General features: G+C 68.7%; 20 protein-coding genes. 9 read left to right on the plus strand and 11 right to left on the minus strand.

Going from position 1 to position 17,092, the window contains the following annotated elements; all coding sequences use genetic code 11:
• Positions 1–4: 4 nt before the first annotated feature.
• Both JK358_RS40660 and sigE read right to left on the minus strand, forming a co-directional pair.
• Positions 5–505: a hypothetical protein gene (locus JK358_RS40660; RefSeq protein WP_201948682.1), complete on the minus strand. Its 501-nt coding sequence runs from the start codon at positions 503–505 to the stop codon at positions 5–7.
• A gap of 71 nt (positions 506–576) precedes the next feature.
• Positions 577–1,257: an RNA polymerase sigma factor SigE gene (gene sigE / locus JK358_RS17060; protein WP_232851406.1), complete on the minus strand. Its 681-nt coding sequence runs from the start codon at positions 1,255–1,257 to the stop codon at positions 577–579.
• A 236-nt stretch (positions 1,258–1,493) separates the two neighbouring features.
• Here sigE and JK358_RS17065 point away from each other — a divergent pair, with 236 nt between their 5' ends.
• From JK358_RS17065 to JK358_RS17095, 7 genes are all read left to right on the plus strand, one after another.
• Positions 1,494–2,141 carry an O-methyltransferase gene (locus JK358_RS17065; RefSeq protein ID WP_181583964.1) on the plus strand — a complete coding sequence of 216 codons (648 nt, stop codon included), beginning with the start codon at positions 1,494–1,496 and terminating at the stop codon, positions 2,139–2,141.
• Between the two features lie 58 nt (positions 2,142–2,199).
• Complete coding sequence (locus JK358_RS17070) at positions 2,200–2,946, plus strand: phosphodiesterase (RefSeq protein ID WP_201948683.1); 747 nt, start codon at positions 2,200–2,202, stop codon at positions 2,944–2,946.
• Between the two features lie 173 nt (positions 2,947–3,119).
• Positions 3,120–3,749 (plus strand): TetR/AcrR family transcriptional regulator, encoded by a 630-nt coding sequence (locus JK358_RS17075; protein WP_201948684.1) that lies wholly within the window; start codon positions 3,120–3,122, stop codon positions 3,747–3,749.
• A gap of 26 nt (positions 3,750–3,775) precedes the next feature.
• Positions 3,776–4,729, plus strand: coding sequence for an ABC transporter ATP-binding protein (locus JK358_RS17080; RefSeq protein WP_201948685.1), 954 nt, complete (start codon positions 3,776–3,778; stop codon positions 4,727–4,729).
• The gene (locus JK358_RS17085; RefSeq protein WP_201948686.1) at positions 4,726–6,372 is read left to right on the plus strand and encodes an ABC transporter permease; all 1,647 of its coding nucleotides are present in this window, start codon (positions 4,726–4,728) and stop codon (positions 6,370–6,372) included. Before JK358_RS17080 ends, JK358_RS17085 begins: the two co-directional genes overlap by 4 nt.
• A gap of 153 nt (positions 6,373–6,525) precedes the next feature.
• Complete coding sequence (locus JK358_RS17090) at positions 6,526–6,732, plus strand: hypothetical protein (protein WP_201948687.1); 207 nt, start codon at positions 6,526–6,528, stop codon at positions 6,730–6,732.
• Positions 6,733–6,803: 71 nt separating this feature from the next.
• On the plus strand, positions 6,804–7,271 hold the full coding sequence (locus JK358_RS17095) for a hypothetical protein (protein WP_201948688.1): 468 nt from the start codon (positions 6,804–6,806) through the stop codon (positions 7,269–7,271).
• 3 nt (positions 7,272–7,274) lie between these two features.
• Here the strand turns inward: JK358_RS17095 and JK358_RS17100 are convergent, their stop codons facing one another.
• Both JK358_RS17100 and glgC read right to left on the minus strand, forming a co-directional pair.
• The gene (locus tag JK358_RS17100; RefSeq protein WP_232851407.1) at positions 7,275–8,465 is read right to left on the minus strand and encodes a DUF7373 family lipoprotein; all 1,191 of its coding nucleotides are present in this window, start codon (positions 8,463–8,465) and stop codon (positions 7,275–7,277) included.
• Positions 8,466–8,551: 86 nt separating this feature from the next.
• Positions 8,552–9,766, minus strand: coding sequence for a glucose-1-phosphate adenylyltransferase (gene glgC, locus JK358_RS17105; RefSeq protein WP_201948689.1), 1,215 nt, complete (start codon positions 9,764–9,766; stop codon positions 8,552–8,554).
• A gap of 265 nt (positions 9,767–10,031) precedes the next feature.
• Here glgC and glgA point away from each other — a divergent pair, with 265 nt between their 5' ends.
• Entirely contained in the window at positions 10,032–11,201 is a 1,170-nt protein-coding gene (glgA, locus tag JK358_RS17110; RefSeq protein WP_201948930.1) for a glycogen synthase, read from the plus strand.
• 10 nt (positions 11,202–11,211) lie between these two features.
• Here the strand turns inward: glgA and JK358_RS17115 are convergent, their stop codons facing one another.
• Positions 11,212–11,709 (minus strand): GNAT family N-acetyltransferase, encoded by a 498-nt coding sequence (locus JK358_RS17115; protein ID WP_201948690.1) that lies wholly within the window; start codon positions 11,707–11,709, stop codon positions 11,212–11,214.
• Between the two features lie 69 nt (positions 11,710–11,778).
• On the opposite strand from JK358_RS17115, the gene JK358_RS17120 reads away from it, so the two are divergent.
• Positions 11,779–12,687 carry a LysR family transcriptional regulator gene (locus JK358_RS17120; RefSeq protein WP_201948691.1) on the plus strand — a complete coding sequence of 303 codons (909 nt, stop codon included), beginning with the start codon at positions 11,779–11,781 and terminating at the stop codon, positions 12,685–12,687.
• Here JK358_RS17120 and JK358_RS17125 read toward each other — a convergent pair.
• The 6 genes from JK358_RS17125 to JK358_RS17150 form a co-directional block, all read right to left on the minus strand.
• Positions 12,684–13,199: a nitroreductase family deazaflavin-dependent oxidoreductase gene (locus tag JK358_RS17125; RefSeq protein WP_201948692.1), complete on the minus strand. Its 516-nt coding sequence runs from the start codon at positions 13,197–13,199 to the stop codon at positions 12,684–12,686. The two genes, JK358_RS17120 and JK358_RS17125, sit on opposite strands and share 4 nt — an antisense overlap.
• A gap of 110 nt (positions 13,200–13,309) precedes the next feature.
• The gene (locus JK358_RS17130; RefSeq protein ID WP_201948931.1) at positions 13,310–14,158 is read right to left on the minus strand and encodes a putative RNA methyltransferase; all 849 of its coding nucleotides are present in this window, start codon (positions 14,156–14,158) and stop codon (positions 13,310–13,312) included.
• A 99-nt stretch (positions 14,159–14,257) separates the two neighbouring features.
• Positions 14,258–14,425: a DUF3117 domain-containing protein gene (locus tag JK358_RS17135; protein WP_006554284.1), complete on the minus strand. Its 168-nt coding sequence runs from the start codon at positions 14,423–14,425 to the stop codon at positions 14,258–14,260.
• A 165-nt stretch (positions 14,426–14,590) separates the two neighbouring features.
• Positions 14,591–15,163: a DNA-3-methyladenine glycosylase I gene (locus tag JK358_RS17140; RefSeq protein WP_269811837.1), complete on the minus strand. Its 573-nt coding sequence runs from the start codon at positions 15,161–15,163 to the stop codon at positions 14,591–14,593.
• Complete coding sequence (locus JK358_RS40665; RefSeq protein ID WP_372440680.1) at positions 15,160–15,780, minus strand: DivIVA domain-containing protein; 621 nt, start codon at positions 15,778–15,780, stop codon at positions 15,160–15,162. The genes JK358_RS17140 and JK358_RS40665 overlap by 4 nt, the downstream gene beginning before the upstream one ends.
• A 135-nt stretch (positions 15,781–15,915) precedes the next feature.
• Positions 15,916–17,052, minus strand: coding sequence for an Mrp/NBP35 family ATP-binding protein (locus tag JK358_RS17150; protein WP_201948693.1), 1,137 nt, complete (start codon positions 17,050–17,052; stop codon positions 15,916–15,918).
• Positions 17,053–17,092 lie beyond the last annotated feature (40 nt).

Here is a 17,092-nt window from a genome sequence, read left to right on the forward strand (position 1 = left end):
AACTCTACTTGCGCCACCACGAGGTCCACCGCCTGCTGTCGAACGAATCTTGGCGCAGGCCGAACGAACTCACGCCGCGCAGCAGGTCGTTCTCGCGCCGCCGATCGGCCGGATTCGGTGTCGGATCGGGCGCGTGCGGCCCCGGTTGACCGGGCGCGTGCGGCCCCGCCGGAGTGCCCGGACGCGGACCGGCCTGGTTTCCCGGGCGCGGGCCCGGCGGATTGCCCTGCGCGCCCGGCAGTTCCGACAGCGGAATCCGGCTGAGCGTGTCGTGCAGGCGCATGGGAGCGGTGATGTGCTGCGACTGGCGCAGCGCGATGCGCGCCTGCTCCTGGGCGTGCACCTCGGCCGCGCACTCGCGGCACTGGGAAAGATGCTGGGCGGCACGCAGATACGCGTTCATCCGCAGTTCGCCGTCGACGTACGCGGCGATGGCCTCACTGGCCAGATGCTCGGTCGGGGCGAAACGAGGTGGACGACGCGGCGTTCTGTCCTCGCCACTCATACGGTGCACACCCTTCCGGACGACCTCGGCTGCATCGGGGATACCGCTGTGCGGGCGCACGGCCCGCACCCTCACCCGACCTTTTCGGTGGCGGCGAGACGCCGCTCAACACCATTATGCTCGAGGTGCTCGCGCAGTGCCTGACGTCCTCGGTGGATGCGGCTGCGCACGGTGCCCAGCTTGACGCCCAGCGTCGCGCCGATCTCCTCGTACGACAGACCTTCGATGTCACAGAGCACGACGGCGGCACGGAACTCCGGGGCCAGCGCGTCGAGTGCCGACTGCAGGTCGGGGTCCAGGTTGGCGTTGTGGTACGCCTGCTCGGGGCTCGGGCCGTCGGCCGGCACTCGGTCGTAGTCCTCGGGCAGCGCTTCCATCCGGATGCGGTTGCGGCGGCGCACCATGTCCAGGAACAGGTTCGTGGTGATGCGGTGCAGCCAGCCCTCGAAGGTGCCCGGCTGGTAGTTCGACAGCGAGCGGAACACCCGGATGAAGGTTTCCTGGGTCAGATCCTCGGCGTCCTGCGGATCGCCGGTGAGACGGTAGGCCAGCCGGTACACGCGGTCGGCGTGCTCGCGGACCAGTTCGTCCCAGGACGGCATCATGGTGCGGTCACCGGTGGCGTCGAAAGCCGCGGTGCCGCTCAGGGCATCGTCGCTCGAGGCGTCGTCGGACTCGTCGGTGAGCGTGGTGTCGCTGTCCAACAGGAGCTCCGTATTCAAGGTGGCGGGTTCGCGCGCCGCGTCGACCATGTGGATGGGGTTACCTCCTACTCGGGACCGTGATCCTCGATGTCGTGTACAACCGACCTGGTGGGTCGTGTTGTTCCCGATACCGGGATCGCCGGTCGCTGGCCTGGCGTAGGCATTACTCTCGTCGGTCCTGATGTGGTCGCCGTATGGGGAGGCTGAGGGACACCTGAGAAAAATCGCCACACCGGCCGGTCACCGCCGGGCCATACCGGCCCCTCGCCATTAGCCTCATAGCCGTGAGCCAGACTCCCGCGGCATCGAACCTGCAGCGCAACCTCGCCTACGTGGAGGAATCCGTCGCCGAGGACGAGATTCTCGTCGCCGCGCGCGAACGGGCCCTCGAACTCGGGGCCGCGCCCATACCCCCGTCGGTGGGTGCGCTGCTCAGCATGTACGCGCAACTGCTGAGCGCGCGCGCCGTGGTCGAGGTCGGCACCGGGGCCGGCATCAGCGGGCTGTGGCTGCTCGACGGTATGCGCGAGGACGGCACGCTCACCACCATCGACTCCGAACCCGAACATCAGCGCGCGGCGCGCGAGGCGTTCCGGTCGGCGGATATCGCGCCCGCGCGCACCCGGCTCATCAACGGGCGTGCCCTGGATGTGCTGCCGCGGCTCGCGGACGGGGCCTACGACCTCGTGTTCATCGACGCCGCGCCGCTGGAGCATCCGCAGTACGTGGCGCAGGCCGTGCGACTGCTGCGCGAGGGCGGGGCGATTCTGCTGCACAACGCGCTGCTGGGCGGGCGGGTGCCGGATCCGGCGCAGCGTGATCCGCAGACCCAGGCGGTGCGGGCGGCCACCCGCGCCATCGCCGAGGATCCGGACCTCACCAGCGTCCTGATCCCGGTGGGTGACGGACTGCTCTGCGCGTCGCGGGGATAGTTCCCAGGTCCATGGGTATTGCGAGGCGAAATGCCGAGCGATTGAGAAGGACTGACCCATGGGAGTCACCGACCGCATTGTGAACGCCGCATTCGCCGCGACGGCGCGGCTGCGGCGGAACCGGGTATTCCATCCGGCCGGGCTGCCGCTGACCGGTGTGCTGCACGCCGTCGACGGCGAGTACAAACAACTGATCGGCAGCACGGATCGCCCTGTGCTGGCCCGCATTTCGAAGGGCGCGGGACTGCCCGGACCGATACCCGACGTGCTGGGGCTGGCCATCCGGGTGCTGGATCGGCACGAGCGGCCGTGGGATCTGGCGCTGGCGAGCACCGGCACCGGGCGGTGGGGCCGATTGGTGATCACGCCCGGCGGCAATTGGGCCGCCGCGCGGTACGGGAGCCTGATGCCGTATCGATTCGAGGGCGGTCCCGCGTCGTGGATCTTCGCCGAACCTCTTGCGGGACAACCGGAATCGAACTCGCTCGCCGACCTCTCGCAGTATCTGACCGACGGACGGCTGGGCTTCGTGCTGAAGGCGGTGCCGTGGAACGGCCCCGCCCGCGTCCTCGCCGAGATGAGCGTGGCCGGACCCGAGATCGGTGAGCACGCCGCGCCCGGCTTCTTCGATCCGGTGCGCAATATGCCGCCGGAGGTGGAGATGCTGCCCAAGCCTGTTGCCGCCCTGCGGGAATGGGCATACGCGGGCAGCCGCCGCGGGCGACATGAGACGGATGCGGTGGCCACCGAGGGCGTCGCGGGCTTCCAGGGCATGGAGCAACCCCGCCACCCTGGCGACAACTGATCGACATCTGCCTCGCGGAAAACTGCGGCCGGACACAATTCCCTGCGCGGACCATCCGCGCGGGGAATTCTTTTCGACGCCTTCGCGCCGTCGCAGCGGCCTTCGCAGCTTTGCGGAACCTTCACGGCGCGGCCTCTTGCGATCACGTTGAACGAGCGTTTAACGTATTGAACATGCGTTCAGCCACCGAGGATTTGACGACCCGGGCGAGGATCCGCGACGCGGCAGTGACCGTGTTCGGGGACCAAGGGTTCGGAGTGGGAGTTCGCGCCATCGCCGCCGCGGCTGGGGTATCGCCCGGGCTCGTCATCCATCATTTCGGGTCCAAGGACGGGCTGCGCGAAGCCTGCGACAACCACGTCCGGGAGGTGATTCGGACGGCCAAGACCGAATACGTGCAGCACCCGTCACCCGGCGGCCTACTGCAGCAACTGGCCGAAATCGAGGACTTCGCACCGCACATGGCCTATCTGATGCGCAGCTTCCAGGCCGGCGGAGCGCTGACCCTCAGCTTCTACGAACACATGCTCGCCGACGTCGAGGAGTATCTGCGGCTCGGCGTCGAGGCCGGGACGCTGCGCGCGCCCCGCGATCTGAAGGCCATGGCGCGTTACGTCGCGACCACCAACGGCGGTGGCATGATGCTGTTCCTGCAGCTCTACGCGGCGCGCAATGAAGGACGCATGGATTTCCGAAAGGCCTTGCGCGAGTACGCGGATCAGATGATGGTGCCCGCGCTGGAGATCTACACCAACGGCATGCTCACCGACTCGACGGCGCTCGAGACTCTCACCCAACAGTAGAAATCGTTTTCCTCCAAGGAGATTCGATGAATGCCCAGAACACTCCCGTGATCGAAGTCCGGGATCTGCACAAGCACTTCGGGCAGGTGCACGCTCTCGACGGTCTCGACCTCGAGGTCGCCGAGGGGGAGGTGCACGGCTTCCTCGGCCCCAACGGCGCCGGGAAGTCCACCACCATCCGCATCCTGCTCGGCATCCTGGCCCGCACCTCCGGCGACGCGCGCGTCCTGGGCCGCGACCCGTGGACCGACGCCGTCGACCTGCATCGCGACATCGCCTATGTGCCCGGCGATGTCACGCTGTGGCCGTCGCTGTCCGGCGGCGAGGTCATCGACCTGCTCGGCCGCATGCGCGGCGGCATCGACCAGGGCCGGCGCGCCGAACTCATCGACCGTTTCGAACTCGATCCGAAGAAGAAGGCCCGCACCTACTCCAAGGGCAATCGGCAGAAGGTGGCACTGGTATCGGCGTTCTCGTCGAATGCGAAACTGCTGCTGCTCGACGAGCCGACCTCGGGCCTCGACCCGCTCATGGAGCAGGTCTTCAACGAATGCGTCGCCGAGGCCGGGGAGCGCGGCTGCACGGTGCTGCTGTCCAGCCACATCCTGTCCGAGGTGGAGCGACTGTGCCGGCGCGTCACCATCATTCGCTCCGGGCGCACCGTGGAAGCCGGTTCGCTACAGCAGCTGCGGCATCTGAGCCGCACCTCCATCACCGCCGAAATGATCGGTGACCCAGGCGATCTCAACCGGATCCCGGGTGTCGAGGACGTCACCTACGAGGATCACACGGTGCACTGCCAGGTGGAGGCCGAGCATCTCGGCGAACTCATCCGCGTCCTCGGCGACGCCGGGGTGCGCAGCCTGGTCAGCCAGCCGCCGACGCTGGAAGAGCTGTTCCTGCGCCACTATTCGATCAACGGTGACGGGGCCTCCGGCATCGAGCACACCGATCCGAAGCGGGAGAAGGTCGCGAAATGACCACCGTCGCCGCCCCTCGAACTTTCGAAACACCGTTACGCACAACAGATTTCACCGGAACCGGGCAGATGCTGCGGCTCTACCTGCGGCGCGACCGCATCGTGCTGCCGCTGTGGGTGCTGCTGCTGTCGCTGCCGCTGGGCAGCGTGTACATCGACAGCATCTCCTCGGTGTATCCCGGCGACGCCGACCGGGCCTCCTTCGCGGCCTCGATTCTCGCCAGCCCCTCCCAGCTGGCCATGTACGGGCCGGTGTACAACACCAGCCTGGGCGCGGTCGGCATCTGGAAGGCGGGGATGTTCCACACCCTGATCGCCATCGCCACCATCCTCACCGTCATCCGGCACACCCGCGCCGAAGAGGAAAGCGGGCGTGAGGAATTGGTGGCCGCCACCCGCATCGGCCGCTTCGCCGGGCTCACCGCCGCGCTCCTCGTCGGCTACGGCGGCGCACTGCTCACCGGGCTGGTCGGCTTCGCCAGCCTGGCGGGCACCGACGTGCCGCGCGGCGGATCGCTGGCCTTCGGGCTGGCGCTGGCCGGATCCGGCGCGGTGTTCGCCGCGGTGGCCGCGGTCGCCGCGCAGCTGTCCAGCGGTGCGCGTCTCGCGCGCGGAATCGCCTTCGCCGTCCTGGGATTCACCTTCACCCTGCGCGCCATCGGCGACGCCCGCGCCGGAGACGGACCCACCAGCCCGCTGGTGTGGTTGTCCCCGCAGGGCTGGTCGCTGCAGGTGCGGCCGTACGCGGGCGACCATTTCGCGGTCCTGCTGCTGCATCTGGCGGCCGTCGTCGTGCTCACCGTGGTCGCGTACTGGCTGCTGCGGCACCGGGACATGGGCGCGGGCCTGGTCGCCGAACGACCCGGCGCACCCACCGCCGGACCCGCGCTGAGCGGTCCGCTCGGACTGGCCTGGCGGCTGCAGCGCGGCACCCTGCTGGCCTGGACCGCCGGACTCGCCGTCTACGGCCTGCTCATCGGCAGCGTCATCCACGGCATCGGTGACGAGCTGGGCGACAGCGAGACCATCCGCGAGCTGATCACCCGCATGGGCGGTTCGGCGTCGCTGGAGAATTCGATGATCACCTACGCCTTCACCATGATCGCGGTGGCCGCCGCCGCGTACGCGGTGTCGACGGCGCTGCGGCTGCACGCGGAGGAGAGCGGTCAGCGCGCCGAAACCGTGCTCACCGGTGCGGTGCCGCGAACCCGGTGGGCCGCTTCCCATCTGGTCTTCGCGCTCGGCGGTCCCGCGTTGGCGCTGCTGGTGTCGGGCCTGCTGGGCGGGCTCGTCTACGGCCGGGCCGCGGGCGACGTCGGCGGCAAGCTGCCCGATGTCCTGGGTGCGGCGCTGGTGCAGCTGCCCGCCGTGTGGTTCTTCGCGGCGATCACCGTGGCGATATTCGGTCTGGCGCCGCGCTGGACCCCGGTGGCGTGGGGTGTGCTCACCGCCGCCGTGGCGGTCTTCCTGCTCGGTGCGATCTCCGGTGCGCCGCAATGGTTCCGGGACCTCGATCCGTTCGAGCACGCGCCGAGGATTCCGGGTGCGGCGTTCACCGCCACGCCGGTGGTGATCCTGCTGGTGATCGACGCGGCGCTGATTGCGCTGGGGCTCATCGCCTTCCGGCGGCGCGACCTGCGCTGATACCGCTTCCCACCCCGGAGGGTGTCGCCGATTCGACTTCGGCGGCACCCTCTTTCGCCGTTTCGGGGCAGTGGCGGGGCAGGGATAGGGGCTGGATTGCCCGCGGTTCGGGGTGGTACCCACAGAGGGGATCGATTTGTGAGGAGGTGGGAGATGTACGAGGGTCTGGTACTCGGCGCACATCTGCCGACAGGATGGCTCTGGCCGGCTCTGATCCTGATCGGGCTGATTCTGGCCGCGGGACTCCTGGTGTTACTGCTGGTCAGCGGCGCTCGGTTCGATGAACCGTCCTATACGCCGCCGTCCACCCCCGGACCGTGTGAACCCTTCTGCTCCATGCGCAATCAGGCCCCGGCCTGAGCGCCCGGCAGGATTACCACGCCGCCGGGGCGGTTACTCCAGGGACAGAGTTCGATGATTGAAGGTTTCCCATGGGGCAGCGTGGTCCGGCCGTGGTGGGTTTGTATCTCCGCGAGTCCGGGCGGTGGCGCCGGATCGCCGAATACCGGCTGAACGCCGACGGAGTCGTGACATTCCGGGCGATAGATCCGGTCGAGGGACTGGTGGCGCGTGTCTGGTACCACCAGGGCGTGGATCTGCTCGACCAGGAGCGCACCGTGTCGCCGCAGGACGGTCCGGAGTTCCTGCGAGCCCTGTTGCAGCCGTTCGGATTCCGCGACTACCGCTTCCGTGACGACAGCCGCGCCCGCGACGACAACCCGGTCCGGGACGACGGTGCGTTCGGGGACAACGCATCTCACCCGGTTCCACGCGGAAACGACCACGCCACAGCGGAATCCGGGTGCGCCGCCTGCGCCGGGGACGGGGCCGCGCACGGATCGCATCGAACCCGCCCCGCCGCCTGGCGCACGCTGGACGCGGACACCGTCCGCTTCTGAGCCCTACAGGCTGTTGGCCAGCAGCGCGTACTGCGCGGTGGCCATCTTGTGCGCGTCGGTTTCGTTGTCCGCGTTCACGACTCCCACATACCGCTTGTAGACCACATAGCAGCGGTAGGCGGTGTTCTTACTGTTGTGGATGCATTTCGAATCCGGGATGCCGTCCGGGGCGGGCCCGTTCTCGACGCCCTCCAGAATCGCTATCAGCCCGCTCACCAGATCGTTGCCGGCCTTCTGATCCGTGGTGCGGAACATGTACCCGTCCCCGGCGTTGGCCATGAGATCCATACCCGTGCTGTCCACCAGCCGCTGCCGTACGCCCTGATCATTGGCGGCGTGCACCAGCATGTTCGGGCCGAAATAGCCGAAGGCGTCGGCATCGGGGGTGCGGTTGTCGCGGCTGTCCACCAGTGTGCGCGCCAGCATCCGATCCGGATCGAACGGCAGCTGCGCGATGCTGTCCTTGGGCGTCGGGGTGAACGCGTCCACCGCGGGCACTTCGGCGTCGAGGGTCTTCTTCACCAGCGACATCAGCTGGGTCTGATCGGGTGTCGTGCGCACGATGAACAGCGAGATCACGAATTCCTTGCGCGGCATGGCCACACCGATGGTGGGCACGGTCGGCCGCCAGTGGATGAGCGCGTCCGGATACTCGGCCAGCGTCAGTTTGCGGTTCTGATCCAGTGCCACATTGAAGTCGGCGTCGGCGATCTCCCGCGCCGCCAGCTTCGCCGCGTCCTCGGACGGGAAGCGCAGCAACCGGATGGTGACGGTGGTGGCGCTCGGGTCCACCTTGTCCTCGGCGATATCGGGTTTGTCGGCCCCGCTGGTGGCGAATCCCACCATGAACCCGCGATTCTCCAGCACCGGCCGGGCCGTCGACGACAGGTGGCTCACGTCGATCACATCGTCGACGCTGTTCAGCACGATGCCGCCGCGCCCCACCTTCAATGTGGAATCGGCGCGCACCGTCGGCACCACGGCATCGGCCATACGCATGCCCTCGAGCACCGTGCCGCCGCCGTTGGCGGTGCGATCGTAGGTGTAGCGGTCCACCGGGTAACCGCTGGAATCCAAAGTCCGGACATCGATTTCCGCGGCCGTTGGCGTGCCCTCCTGGGCGCAGCCGGCCAACAAGGTGCCTACCAGGGCCAGAGTGCTGACCGCGGCGACGACCCGTGCGGTGCGGATCATGACGCTCCCTCCCGCGCGCCCGTGGCGACGCTCCCCACCGATTTTCGGACCGGAGCCGACCGCTGTCCAGGGTTGTTACGCGACACTCAGACCCACACGCCCTTTCCGACCGTCACCACCCCGCCGTTGCTCACCGCGAACCGGTCCCGGTCACGGTCGAGATCGACACCGATGATCTCGCCCTCGGTCACCACGACGTTCTTGTCCAGGATCGCGTGCCGGACCACCGCGCCGCGCCCGATGCGCACGCCCGGCATCAGGACGCTGCCCTCCACGGTCGCGCCGTCCTCGACGATGACATTGGAGAACAGCACCGAATTGCGGACCGTGGCCGCCGACAGGATGCTGCCCGCGCCCACGATGGACTCCTGCGCCAGACCGCCGCGGCCGAATTTGGCGGGCGGGAGATTCTCGGCCGCACCGCGAATCGGCCAGTGCCGGTTGTAGAGGTCGAACACCGGATCCACCGACACCAGATCCATATGCGCCTCGTAGAAGGCGTCGAGGGTGCCGACATCGCGCCAGTAGCCGCGGCTGCGGTCGGTCGCGCCGGGCACCTCGTTGCGGGAGAAGTCGTAGACGGCGGCCTTCCCCTCGCGGACCAGGCCCGGAATGATGTCGCCGCCCATATCGTGGTCGGAGTCGCCGTTGTCGGCGTCCGCGCGGATGGCGTCCACCAGCACCTTGGTGGAGAACACGTAGTTGCCCATGGAGGCGAAGGTGACGTTCGGATCGTCCGGGGTGCCGGGCGGATGCACCGGCTTCTCCAGAAAGCCCACGATGCGGCCGGATTCGTCGGAGTCGATACAGCCGAACGCGCTGGCCTGACTGCGCGGCACCCGGATACCCGCCACCGTGACGCCCGCGCCGGACTCGATGTGCGCGGCCACCATCTGTTCCGGATCCATTCGGTAGACGTGGTCCGCGCCGAAGACCACGATGTACTCCGGGTCCTCGTCGTAGATCAGGTTGAGCGACTGCATGATCGCGTCCGCGCTGCCGGTGTACCAGCGCGGTCCCAGCCGCTGCTGCGCGGGCACCGGGGTGATGTACTCGCCGCCGAACCCCGACAGCCGCCAGGTCTGCGAGATGTGCCGGTCCAGCGAATGCGACTTGTACTGGGTGAGCACACAGATCCGCAGGTACCCGGCGTTCACCAGATTCGAGAGCACGAAATCCACCAGCCGGTACGCCCCGCCGAACGGAACAGCCGGCTTCGCACGGTCCTTGGTCAACGGAAAGAGTCGCTTGCCCTCGCCACCGGCGAGCACGATCCCGAGTACGTGCGGCTGGCTCCTCACAATCGCCAAACTACCGGGTGCGGCCGAACAAAGGATGTCCGCCATGTGCCGTGTTCATCGCGTTACCCGGTTGGTTCCCCCTCGAGTCAACGTCTAGTTTGGAACCCGTGGCCCCGCGCGGGGCAGGTTGAGCCGCACGCCCAGTTCGCGGCCCGGCTCGGTCTGGACTGACGGAGCGGGGGAGCGAAGCGGAGGAGCGGAGGAGGGAAGACCGAGCTTGCAGGGCCGCGAACACGCCCGGAGCGAAGCGGAGGGCAGATTGGAACTGCGCGTCGCGATGATGACCCGCGAATACCCGCCGGAGGTGTACGGCGGGGCGGGGGTGCATGTCACGGAGCTGGTGCCCAGGCTGCGGCAGCTGTGCGAGGTGACCGTGCACTGCATGGGCGTCCCGCGCGCGGATGCGGTGGTGCACCAACCGGATCCGATGCTCTACACCGCCAATTCCGCCGTGCAGATGATGTCGGCGCAATTGCGCATGGCCGATGCCGCCGTCGGCGCGGACGTGGTGCACTCGCACACCTGGTACACCGGGCTCGCCGGACATCTGGCGGCCGAGCTCTACGGGATTCCGCATGTGCTGACCGCGCATTCGCTGGAACCCCGGCGGCCCTGGAAGGCCGAGCAGCTGGGCGGCGGATACCGGCTCTCGTCGTGGTCGGAACACAATGCGGTGACCTACGCGGACGCGGTGATCGCGGTCAGCGCGGGCATGCGGGCCGATGTGCTCGCCGCCTACCCGCAGATCGATCCCGATCGAGTCCATGTGGTGCACAACGGAATCGACGCCGACGTCTGGCATCCGGGCGGGCCGCGCGAGGGCGTGCGCGATGTGCTCGCCGAACTCGGGGTGCGCGGGGATCGCCCCATCGCCGCCTTCGTCGGCCGCATCACCCGGCAGAAGGGCGTCGCCCACCTGCTCGCCGCCGCCCGCTACCTGGACCCCGATATCCAGCTGGTGCTGTGCGCGGGAGCCGCCGATACGCCGGGGCTGGAACAGGAGGCGGCCGCCGCCGTGCGCGAACTGCGCGCCACCCGCGACGGCGTGTACTGGATCCGGGAGATGCTGCCCACCGAGATGGTGCGTCAGATACTCGCCGCCGCAACGGTTTTCATCTGCCCGTCGGTGTACGAGCCGCTGGGCATCGTGAATCTGGAGGCCATGGCCTGCGGGACGGCCGTGGTGGCCTCCGATGTGGGCGGAATCCCCGAGGTGGTGGTCGAGGGCGAGACCGGCAGCCTGGTGCACTACGACCCGGCGAACCCGGACGCCTTCGAACGCGGGCTCGCGCACGCCGTCAACCTGGTGGTGGCGGATCCGGGCGCGGCGGCCGCCATGGGAAAGGCCGGCCGCGCACGGGCCATCGGCGAATTCGACTGGAACCAGATCGCGGCCCGCACCGCGCGCGTCTACGACCTGGTGCGCAAGGGGTAGTTCGCGCCGGTCAGCTCAGGTCGTAGGACATGAACACGTCGGCGCGGGCGTACGGGCTCGGCGCGTGCGGCTGAACGTGCACGAACCCGATCGACTCGTACAGGTGCACGGCATTGGCCAGCTTCCTGTTGCTCTCCAGGTAGAGGGATGTCGCGCCGATCGCGCGGGCGTGCGCGACCAGCGCCTCCAGGACGACGCGACCGATGCCGCGGCCCCGATACTGCGGCGGCACAGCCATTTTCGACACCTCGAAGACGCCGTCACCCATGGCGATCAGCGCGCCGCAGCCGAGGATCTCGGCGCCGGCGCGGGCGATCAGGACCTGGCCGCCGTCGGCCACGATCCGCTCCGGATGGTCGAGGATCTTGGAGTCGGCGGCCTCGATCGAGAACAGGGTCCGCACCCACTCCTCGTTCATCTCCTTGAACGCGCGGGCGTGCTCCGGGGTGGACATGGGTTCGACGACCAGGGCGTCGCGCTCGGCGCGGGATTCGGTTTGCTGAGGCACCAGGCCAGCATGCCCCTGCCGCACCTATAGCGTCCAATACTTGATAGCTGCGATTGATACGATCAGCTTATGGTTGACGGCGTCGAACTGCGGCATCTGCGGTACTTTCTCGCCGTCGCCGAGGAACTGCACTTCGGGCGCGCCGCCGCCCGCCTGCACATCGCGCAACCCGCGCTCACCCAGCAGATCCAGCGCCTCGAAACCCTGCTCGGCGGCAGGCTTCTCGACCGCACCTCCCGCAGCGTCGCGCTCACCCCCGCCGGGGCGGTGCTGCGTGAACGCGCCGCCGCCATCCTCGGGCACGCCGCCCGCGACCTCGACGAGGTGACGCGCATCGGACAGGGCAGTCAGGGACGGCTGTACCTGGGCTTCGTGCCCTCGGTACTGCCGCTCGAACCCCTGCGCGGCGTCCGGGAATTCCGGGAGCGGTATCCGCTGGTGCAGGTGGAACTGGTGGAGGGCTTCACCACCCGGCTGATGGAGCAGCTCGGCCACGGCGCACTGGACACCGCCATCGTGCGCGATCCGGATCCGCAACCCGGCATCCACACCGCGCCGCTGGTCACCGAGCCGTATATGGCGGTGCTGCCCGCCGACCATCCCTACGCCGGGCGGGACTCCGTCACCGGCGGCGAACTCGGCGATCAGCCGTTCGTCTTCTTCCCCCGGGCCGCGGGCGGGCGCGCCCACGACCGGAACCTCGCCCCGCTGCACGAGGCCGGGCAGCGGCCGCGCGTCGTACAGGAGGGGACCACCTGGACCACCATCCTGTATCTGGTGGCCCAGGGGCTGGGCGTGACCATCGCGCCGCGCAGCGCGACCTTCACCGCACCCGATTCCGTGCGGGTGCTGCCGCTCACCGGAACCTCTTCGGACACAACGATCTACGTCGCGACCCGCGCCGACGACGACCGCGCCCTGATCCGGAACTTCCTGGCCCTGCTGCCGGGTCACTCCGGCAGCAGGGCGGTGAACTAGTCGGCCCGGCGCAGCGCGAAGATCCGCAGATCGCGATCCGTGCGCTGCTTGTAGGCGCTGTAGGCGGCGGTGAGCCCCTCGAAGCGGGCGAACACCTGCGCCGCCAGCGCCGGATCGGTGACCCGCTCGGCCGTCACCGGAATCCGCTGCCCGGCCAGGGTGACCGCGCCCTTCGGATCCGCCAGCAGATTCGCGGTCCACGCGGGATGCGTCTGCTGACCGAAATTGCTGCCGATGACATACAGCACGTCACCGTCGTGCACGTACAGCAGCGGCGAGGTGCGCTGCTGCCCGGACTTGCGACCGGTGGTCTCCAGCAGCACCACCGGCGCGCCGATCGGGCCCAGCGCGGTGTAGGCGCCCGCGGTCCGCTTCAGCACCAGCCGGTCCACCGGCTGAATCACCGTGCGCACCACCAGGGAACCGAGCTTGGTGGCCGCGAGCGGACTCACGATCCTGCTGAGCAGGTTTGTGCGCGAACCCCATTCGCGATCCGGAAACTGTGCACTCATAGCCGCCGACACTAGTGGGCGAGACCTCCAGCGGTACAATGACGGACAGGCCCTGCCGGAACGCGTGCGCGGCGGTGGCTCGGAACACGGGGCCGCACAACCGAATCGGTTCAGTGCCTGCGATAGACCGAGACGGTGACCGACGCGGTGACCGCCGAAACCTCCGGCAGTGCCGTGATGCGCTCGGCGCGCTCGGCCGCGGCGTGATGGGCCGACGGACCCATTCCGGCGACATTCGCGATATCGGTGTGCGTGAGATTCATCGAGTATTCGACGCGGTTCCGGTCGAGTAATTCGAAACGCTCGCCCAGGGATTCGGCGAGCCGATCCTCCTTGGCGGCATCCACGCTCACCATGCCCAGCGGCGCAATCAATTCCGCCAGATGCCGGGAGGTCGGGGTGACCACGACGAACCGGCCCTCCGGGGTCAGCACGCGCGCGATCTCGGCCGCGTTGCGGGGTGCGAAAACGGCCACCACCGCGTCCATGACGCCGTCGCGAACCGGGAGGCCGCGCCAGGCGTCGGCGAGTACCGAACCCGCGCGTGGATGCGCTCTGGCGGCTCTGCGCGCGGCGGCCTTGGAGACGTCCAGGGCCAGCCCACGGGCTTCGGGCCGGGCGTCGAGGATCGCGGCCAGGTAGTACCCGGTGCCCGCGCCGATCTCCAGCACGGCCGCGGCCGGGGCGGAATCGGGCGTCCGCACGGGCACGCTCGCCATCGTGCGCGCCAGCGCGCCGGCGATGGGTGCGAAGTGGCCCACGCCCTGAAATGCCGCACGGGCATCGAGCATCTCGGGCGTGTCGCCGGTCATCTTCGTGGCAGCGCCCGTCAGCAGGCTGACATAGCCTTGCCGGGCGATATCGAAACTATGGCCGCGCGCGCACCGCAGGCTGCGATCGCGGGCGGTGAGGTCCTGTCCGCACTCCGGGCAGGCCAAGAGGTCGGCGCAGCCGAGCAGTCGCTCGACCGGACCGACCGTTCGAGATTCGGTATTCACCGAGGTGCCGGGGAGCCGGTCCACAGATTTCCGGCCCTCCGGCACTTGTCGTTGTGGGTACTAGCTCGTGACACTCTTGAGTTCGTCACCGAGCGCCGCGGCTTCCTCCGGAGTCAGCTCGACGACCAGCCGCCCGCCACCCTCGAGTGGAACCCGCATGACGATTCCACGCCCTTCCTTGGTTGCCTCGAGGGGACCGTCCCCGGTGCGGGGCTTCATGGCCGCCATCCTCTGCTCCCTCCAGATCTGCGCGGTCTGCTGCGCACTTTCATGGAACTCCAGTTGTCACCAACCAGGCAGCCCGCCGGCATGTGGCGGGCTACACCAAGCCCATTCTTCCCTATCGCGGATCGGGGCGGGTACCTGAGTTCCAAAAACCGACCGTCGTGGCGTTCAGCGAGTACTCACATTCACCCAGCAATCGGCCACGTGATCGTCTACCATCCCCGTCGCTTGCATGAGTGCGTACGCAGTGGTGGGCCCCACGAATTTGAACCCCCGCCGCTTGAGTTCTTTTGCGAGAGCAGTGGATTCGGCTGTGACGGCGGGCACATCGGACAGTGTCCGGGGACGTGACCGAGCCGGGGGCGCGAAACCCCACAGCAGCCCGTCCAGACTCGTCCCGAGATCGCGCGCAACCCGCGCATTGTGGATGCTGGCCTCAATCTTGGCTCGATTGCGAACGATGCCCGTATCCGCCATCAGTCGCTCCACATCGCCCTCTCCGAAGTCCGCCACCTTCTCGATGACGAACCCGTCGAACGCCGCCCGGAAACTCTCCCGCTTCCGCAAAATCGTGATCCACGCCAGCCCCGACTGAAACGCCTCGAGACACATACGTTCGAATAACGCGTCATCCCCGTGCAGCGCCCGGCCCCACTCGCCATCGTGATAATCCCGATAAAGCTGCGACCCCTCGGACCACCCGCACCGGACCCGCCCATCGGATTCCATGCCGGAACTCATCGCGCAGTTCCCCGCCCCTCCGATTCACGCGATAGGCCACTATTTCCGCCCGCGCTTTCCGCGCTCCCATCCAACGCGGTTTCGCTATTGCTCTCGGCCGGCAACACCGCCGGAACCCGTCGCGGCGCGGGCACGCCACCCGCGACGGCCTGATCGACTCCCGCGGCGTGCCCCACCGCCGTGCCGTGTCCGATTCCCACGGCGTGCCCGGCGGTCCCCACGACCTGCTCGGTAGCCGCCGGGGCGGCGTGCGGTGTCGCCGCCACCGCCGCCGGATGCGGGGTGCCATTTCCGGCGGGTGCACCGAACGCGGCGGCCTCCGGGCTTCCCGCGCCGGCGCGCGCCTGTGCCAGCTGCGTCTCCAACTCGTCGATGCGGGCGGCCAGCCGCGTCAGCGCCCAATCCACCTCTCCCGCCTTGTAACCGCGCACCACCTGCTGAAACCGCAGCGCCCGCACATCGCTGCCACTGATCCCATGCGCGGGCAGCACGGTCACCGTGGTCCCCTCGGGCAGCGGTCCCAGCTCCTCGCCCCGCCCGAACACCGCACTCGCGACGAGGAACAGCAGTGCGGCGACGAGTCCGACGATCAGCACGTACAGCAGCAACGTGAGCATGTCCCCGAGCTTAGGTGCCGCGCGGCCGACCGACACAGGTCGCCCCGGCGGAAAACAGACCTCTAATGCCCCGCGCGGAACCGCTTGTGCCGAACCGGCAATCGCTCGCGCCGGGGCATCGAGGCCGGTGCGGCCCTACAGGTGCCGGGTGGTGTCGATGCTCAGGGACATGCCTGCCAGGCCGCGGCGGCGGACGGCGAGTTTGTCGGCGATTTCGCGCAGGGCCTTGCCGGAGGGGGAATCCGGGGCGCGCAGGACGATGGGGGTGCCCTCGTCGCCCGCTTCGCGCAGCTGCTGTTCGATCGGGATCTGGCCCAGCAGGGGGACGTTCGCGCCGATGGCGCGGGTGAGGTTGTCGGCCACGGTTTGGCCGCCGCCTTCGCCGTAGAGGTTCATGCGGGTGCCGTCGGGGAGGTCGAGCCAGGACATGTTCTCGACCACGCCGGCGATGCGCTGGCGGGTTTGCAGGGCGATGGAGCCGGCGCGCTCGGCCACCTCGGCGGCCGCCAGCTGGGGGGTGGTGACCACGAGGATTTCGGCGTTGGGGATGAGCTGGGCCAGGGAGATGGCCACGTCGCCGGTGCCGGGCGGGAGGTCGAGCAGGAGGATGTCGAGGTCGCCCCAGAAGACGTCGGCCAGGAACTGCTGCAGCGCGCGGTGCAGCATGGGGCCGCGCCAGACGACGGGGGTGTTGCCCTGGGTGAACATGGAGATCGAGATGACCTTCACGTCGTGGGCGATGGGCGGCATGATCATGCGCTCGACCTGGGTGGGGCGCTGGTCGGTGCCGAGCATGCGGGGGACCGAGTGGCCGTAGATGTCGGCGTCGAGAACACCCACGGAGAGGCCGCGCGCGGCCATGGCGGCGGCGAGATTGACTGTGACGGAAGACTTTCCGACACCGCCCTTACCGGAGGCGACCGCGTAGACGCGGGTCAGTGAGCCGGGCTGGGCGAAGGGGATGACCGGTTCGGCGGCGTCGCCGCGCAGTTTCTTGCGCAGTTCGGTGCGCTGCTCGTCGTTCATGACGTCGAGGCCGACCGTGATCTGCCCGACGCCGGGCACGTCGGCGACGGCCTTGCTGACGCGTTCCTGGATGGCGGATTTCATCGGGCAGGCCGCCGTCGTCAGATAGATCACGACGTGGACGCTGCTGTCGTCACCGATCTCGACGCTCTTCACCATGCCCAGTTCGGTGATCGGCTTCCGGATCTCCGGGTCGTCCACCTTCGCGAGCGCGCCCCGCACATCCGATTCCGCAACAACTGGCATGGCGCCAAGTCTAGGAGCGCGGCCGTATCGCGGCAGCGCG

The sequence above is a fragment of the Nocardia acididurans genome (assembly GCF_016741815.1).
GTDB lineage: Bacteria > Actinomycetota > Actinomycetes > Mycobacteriales > Mycobacteriaceae > Nocardia > Nocardia acididurans.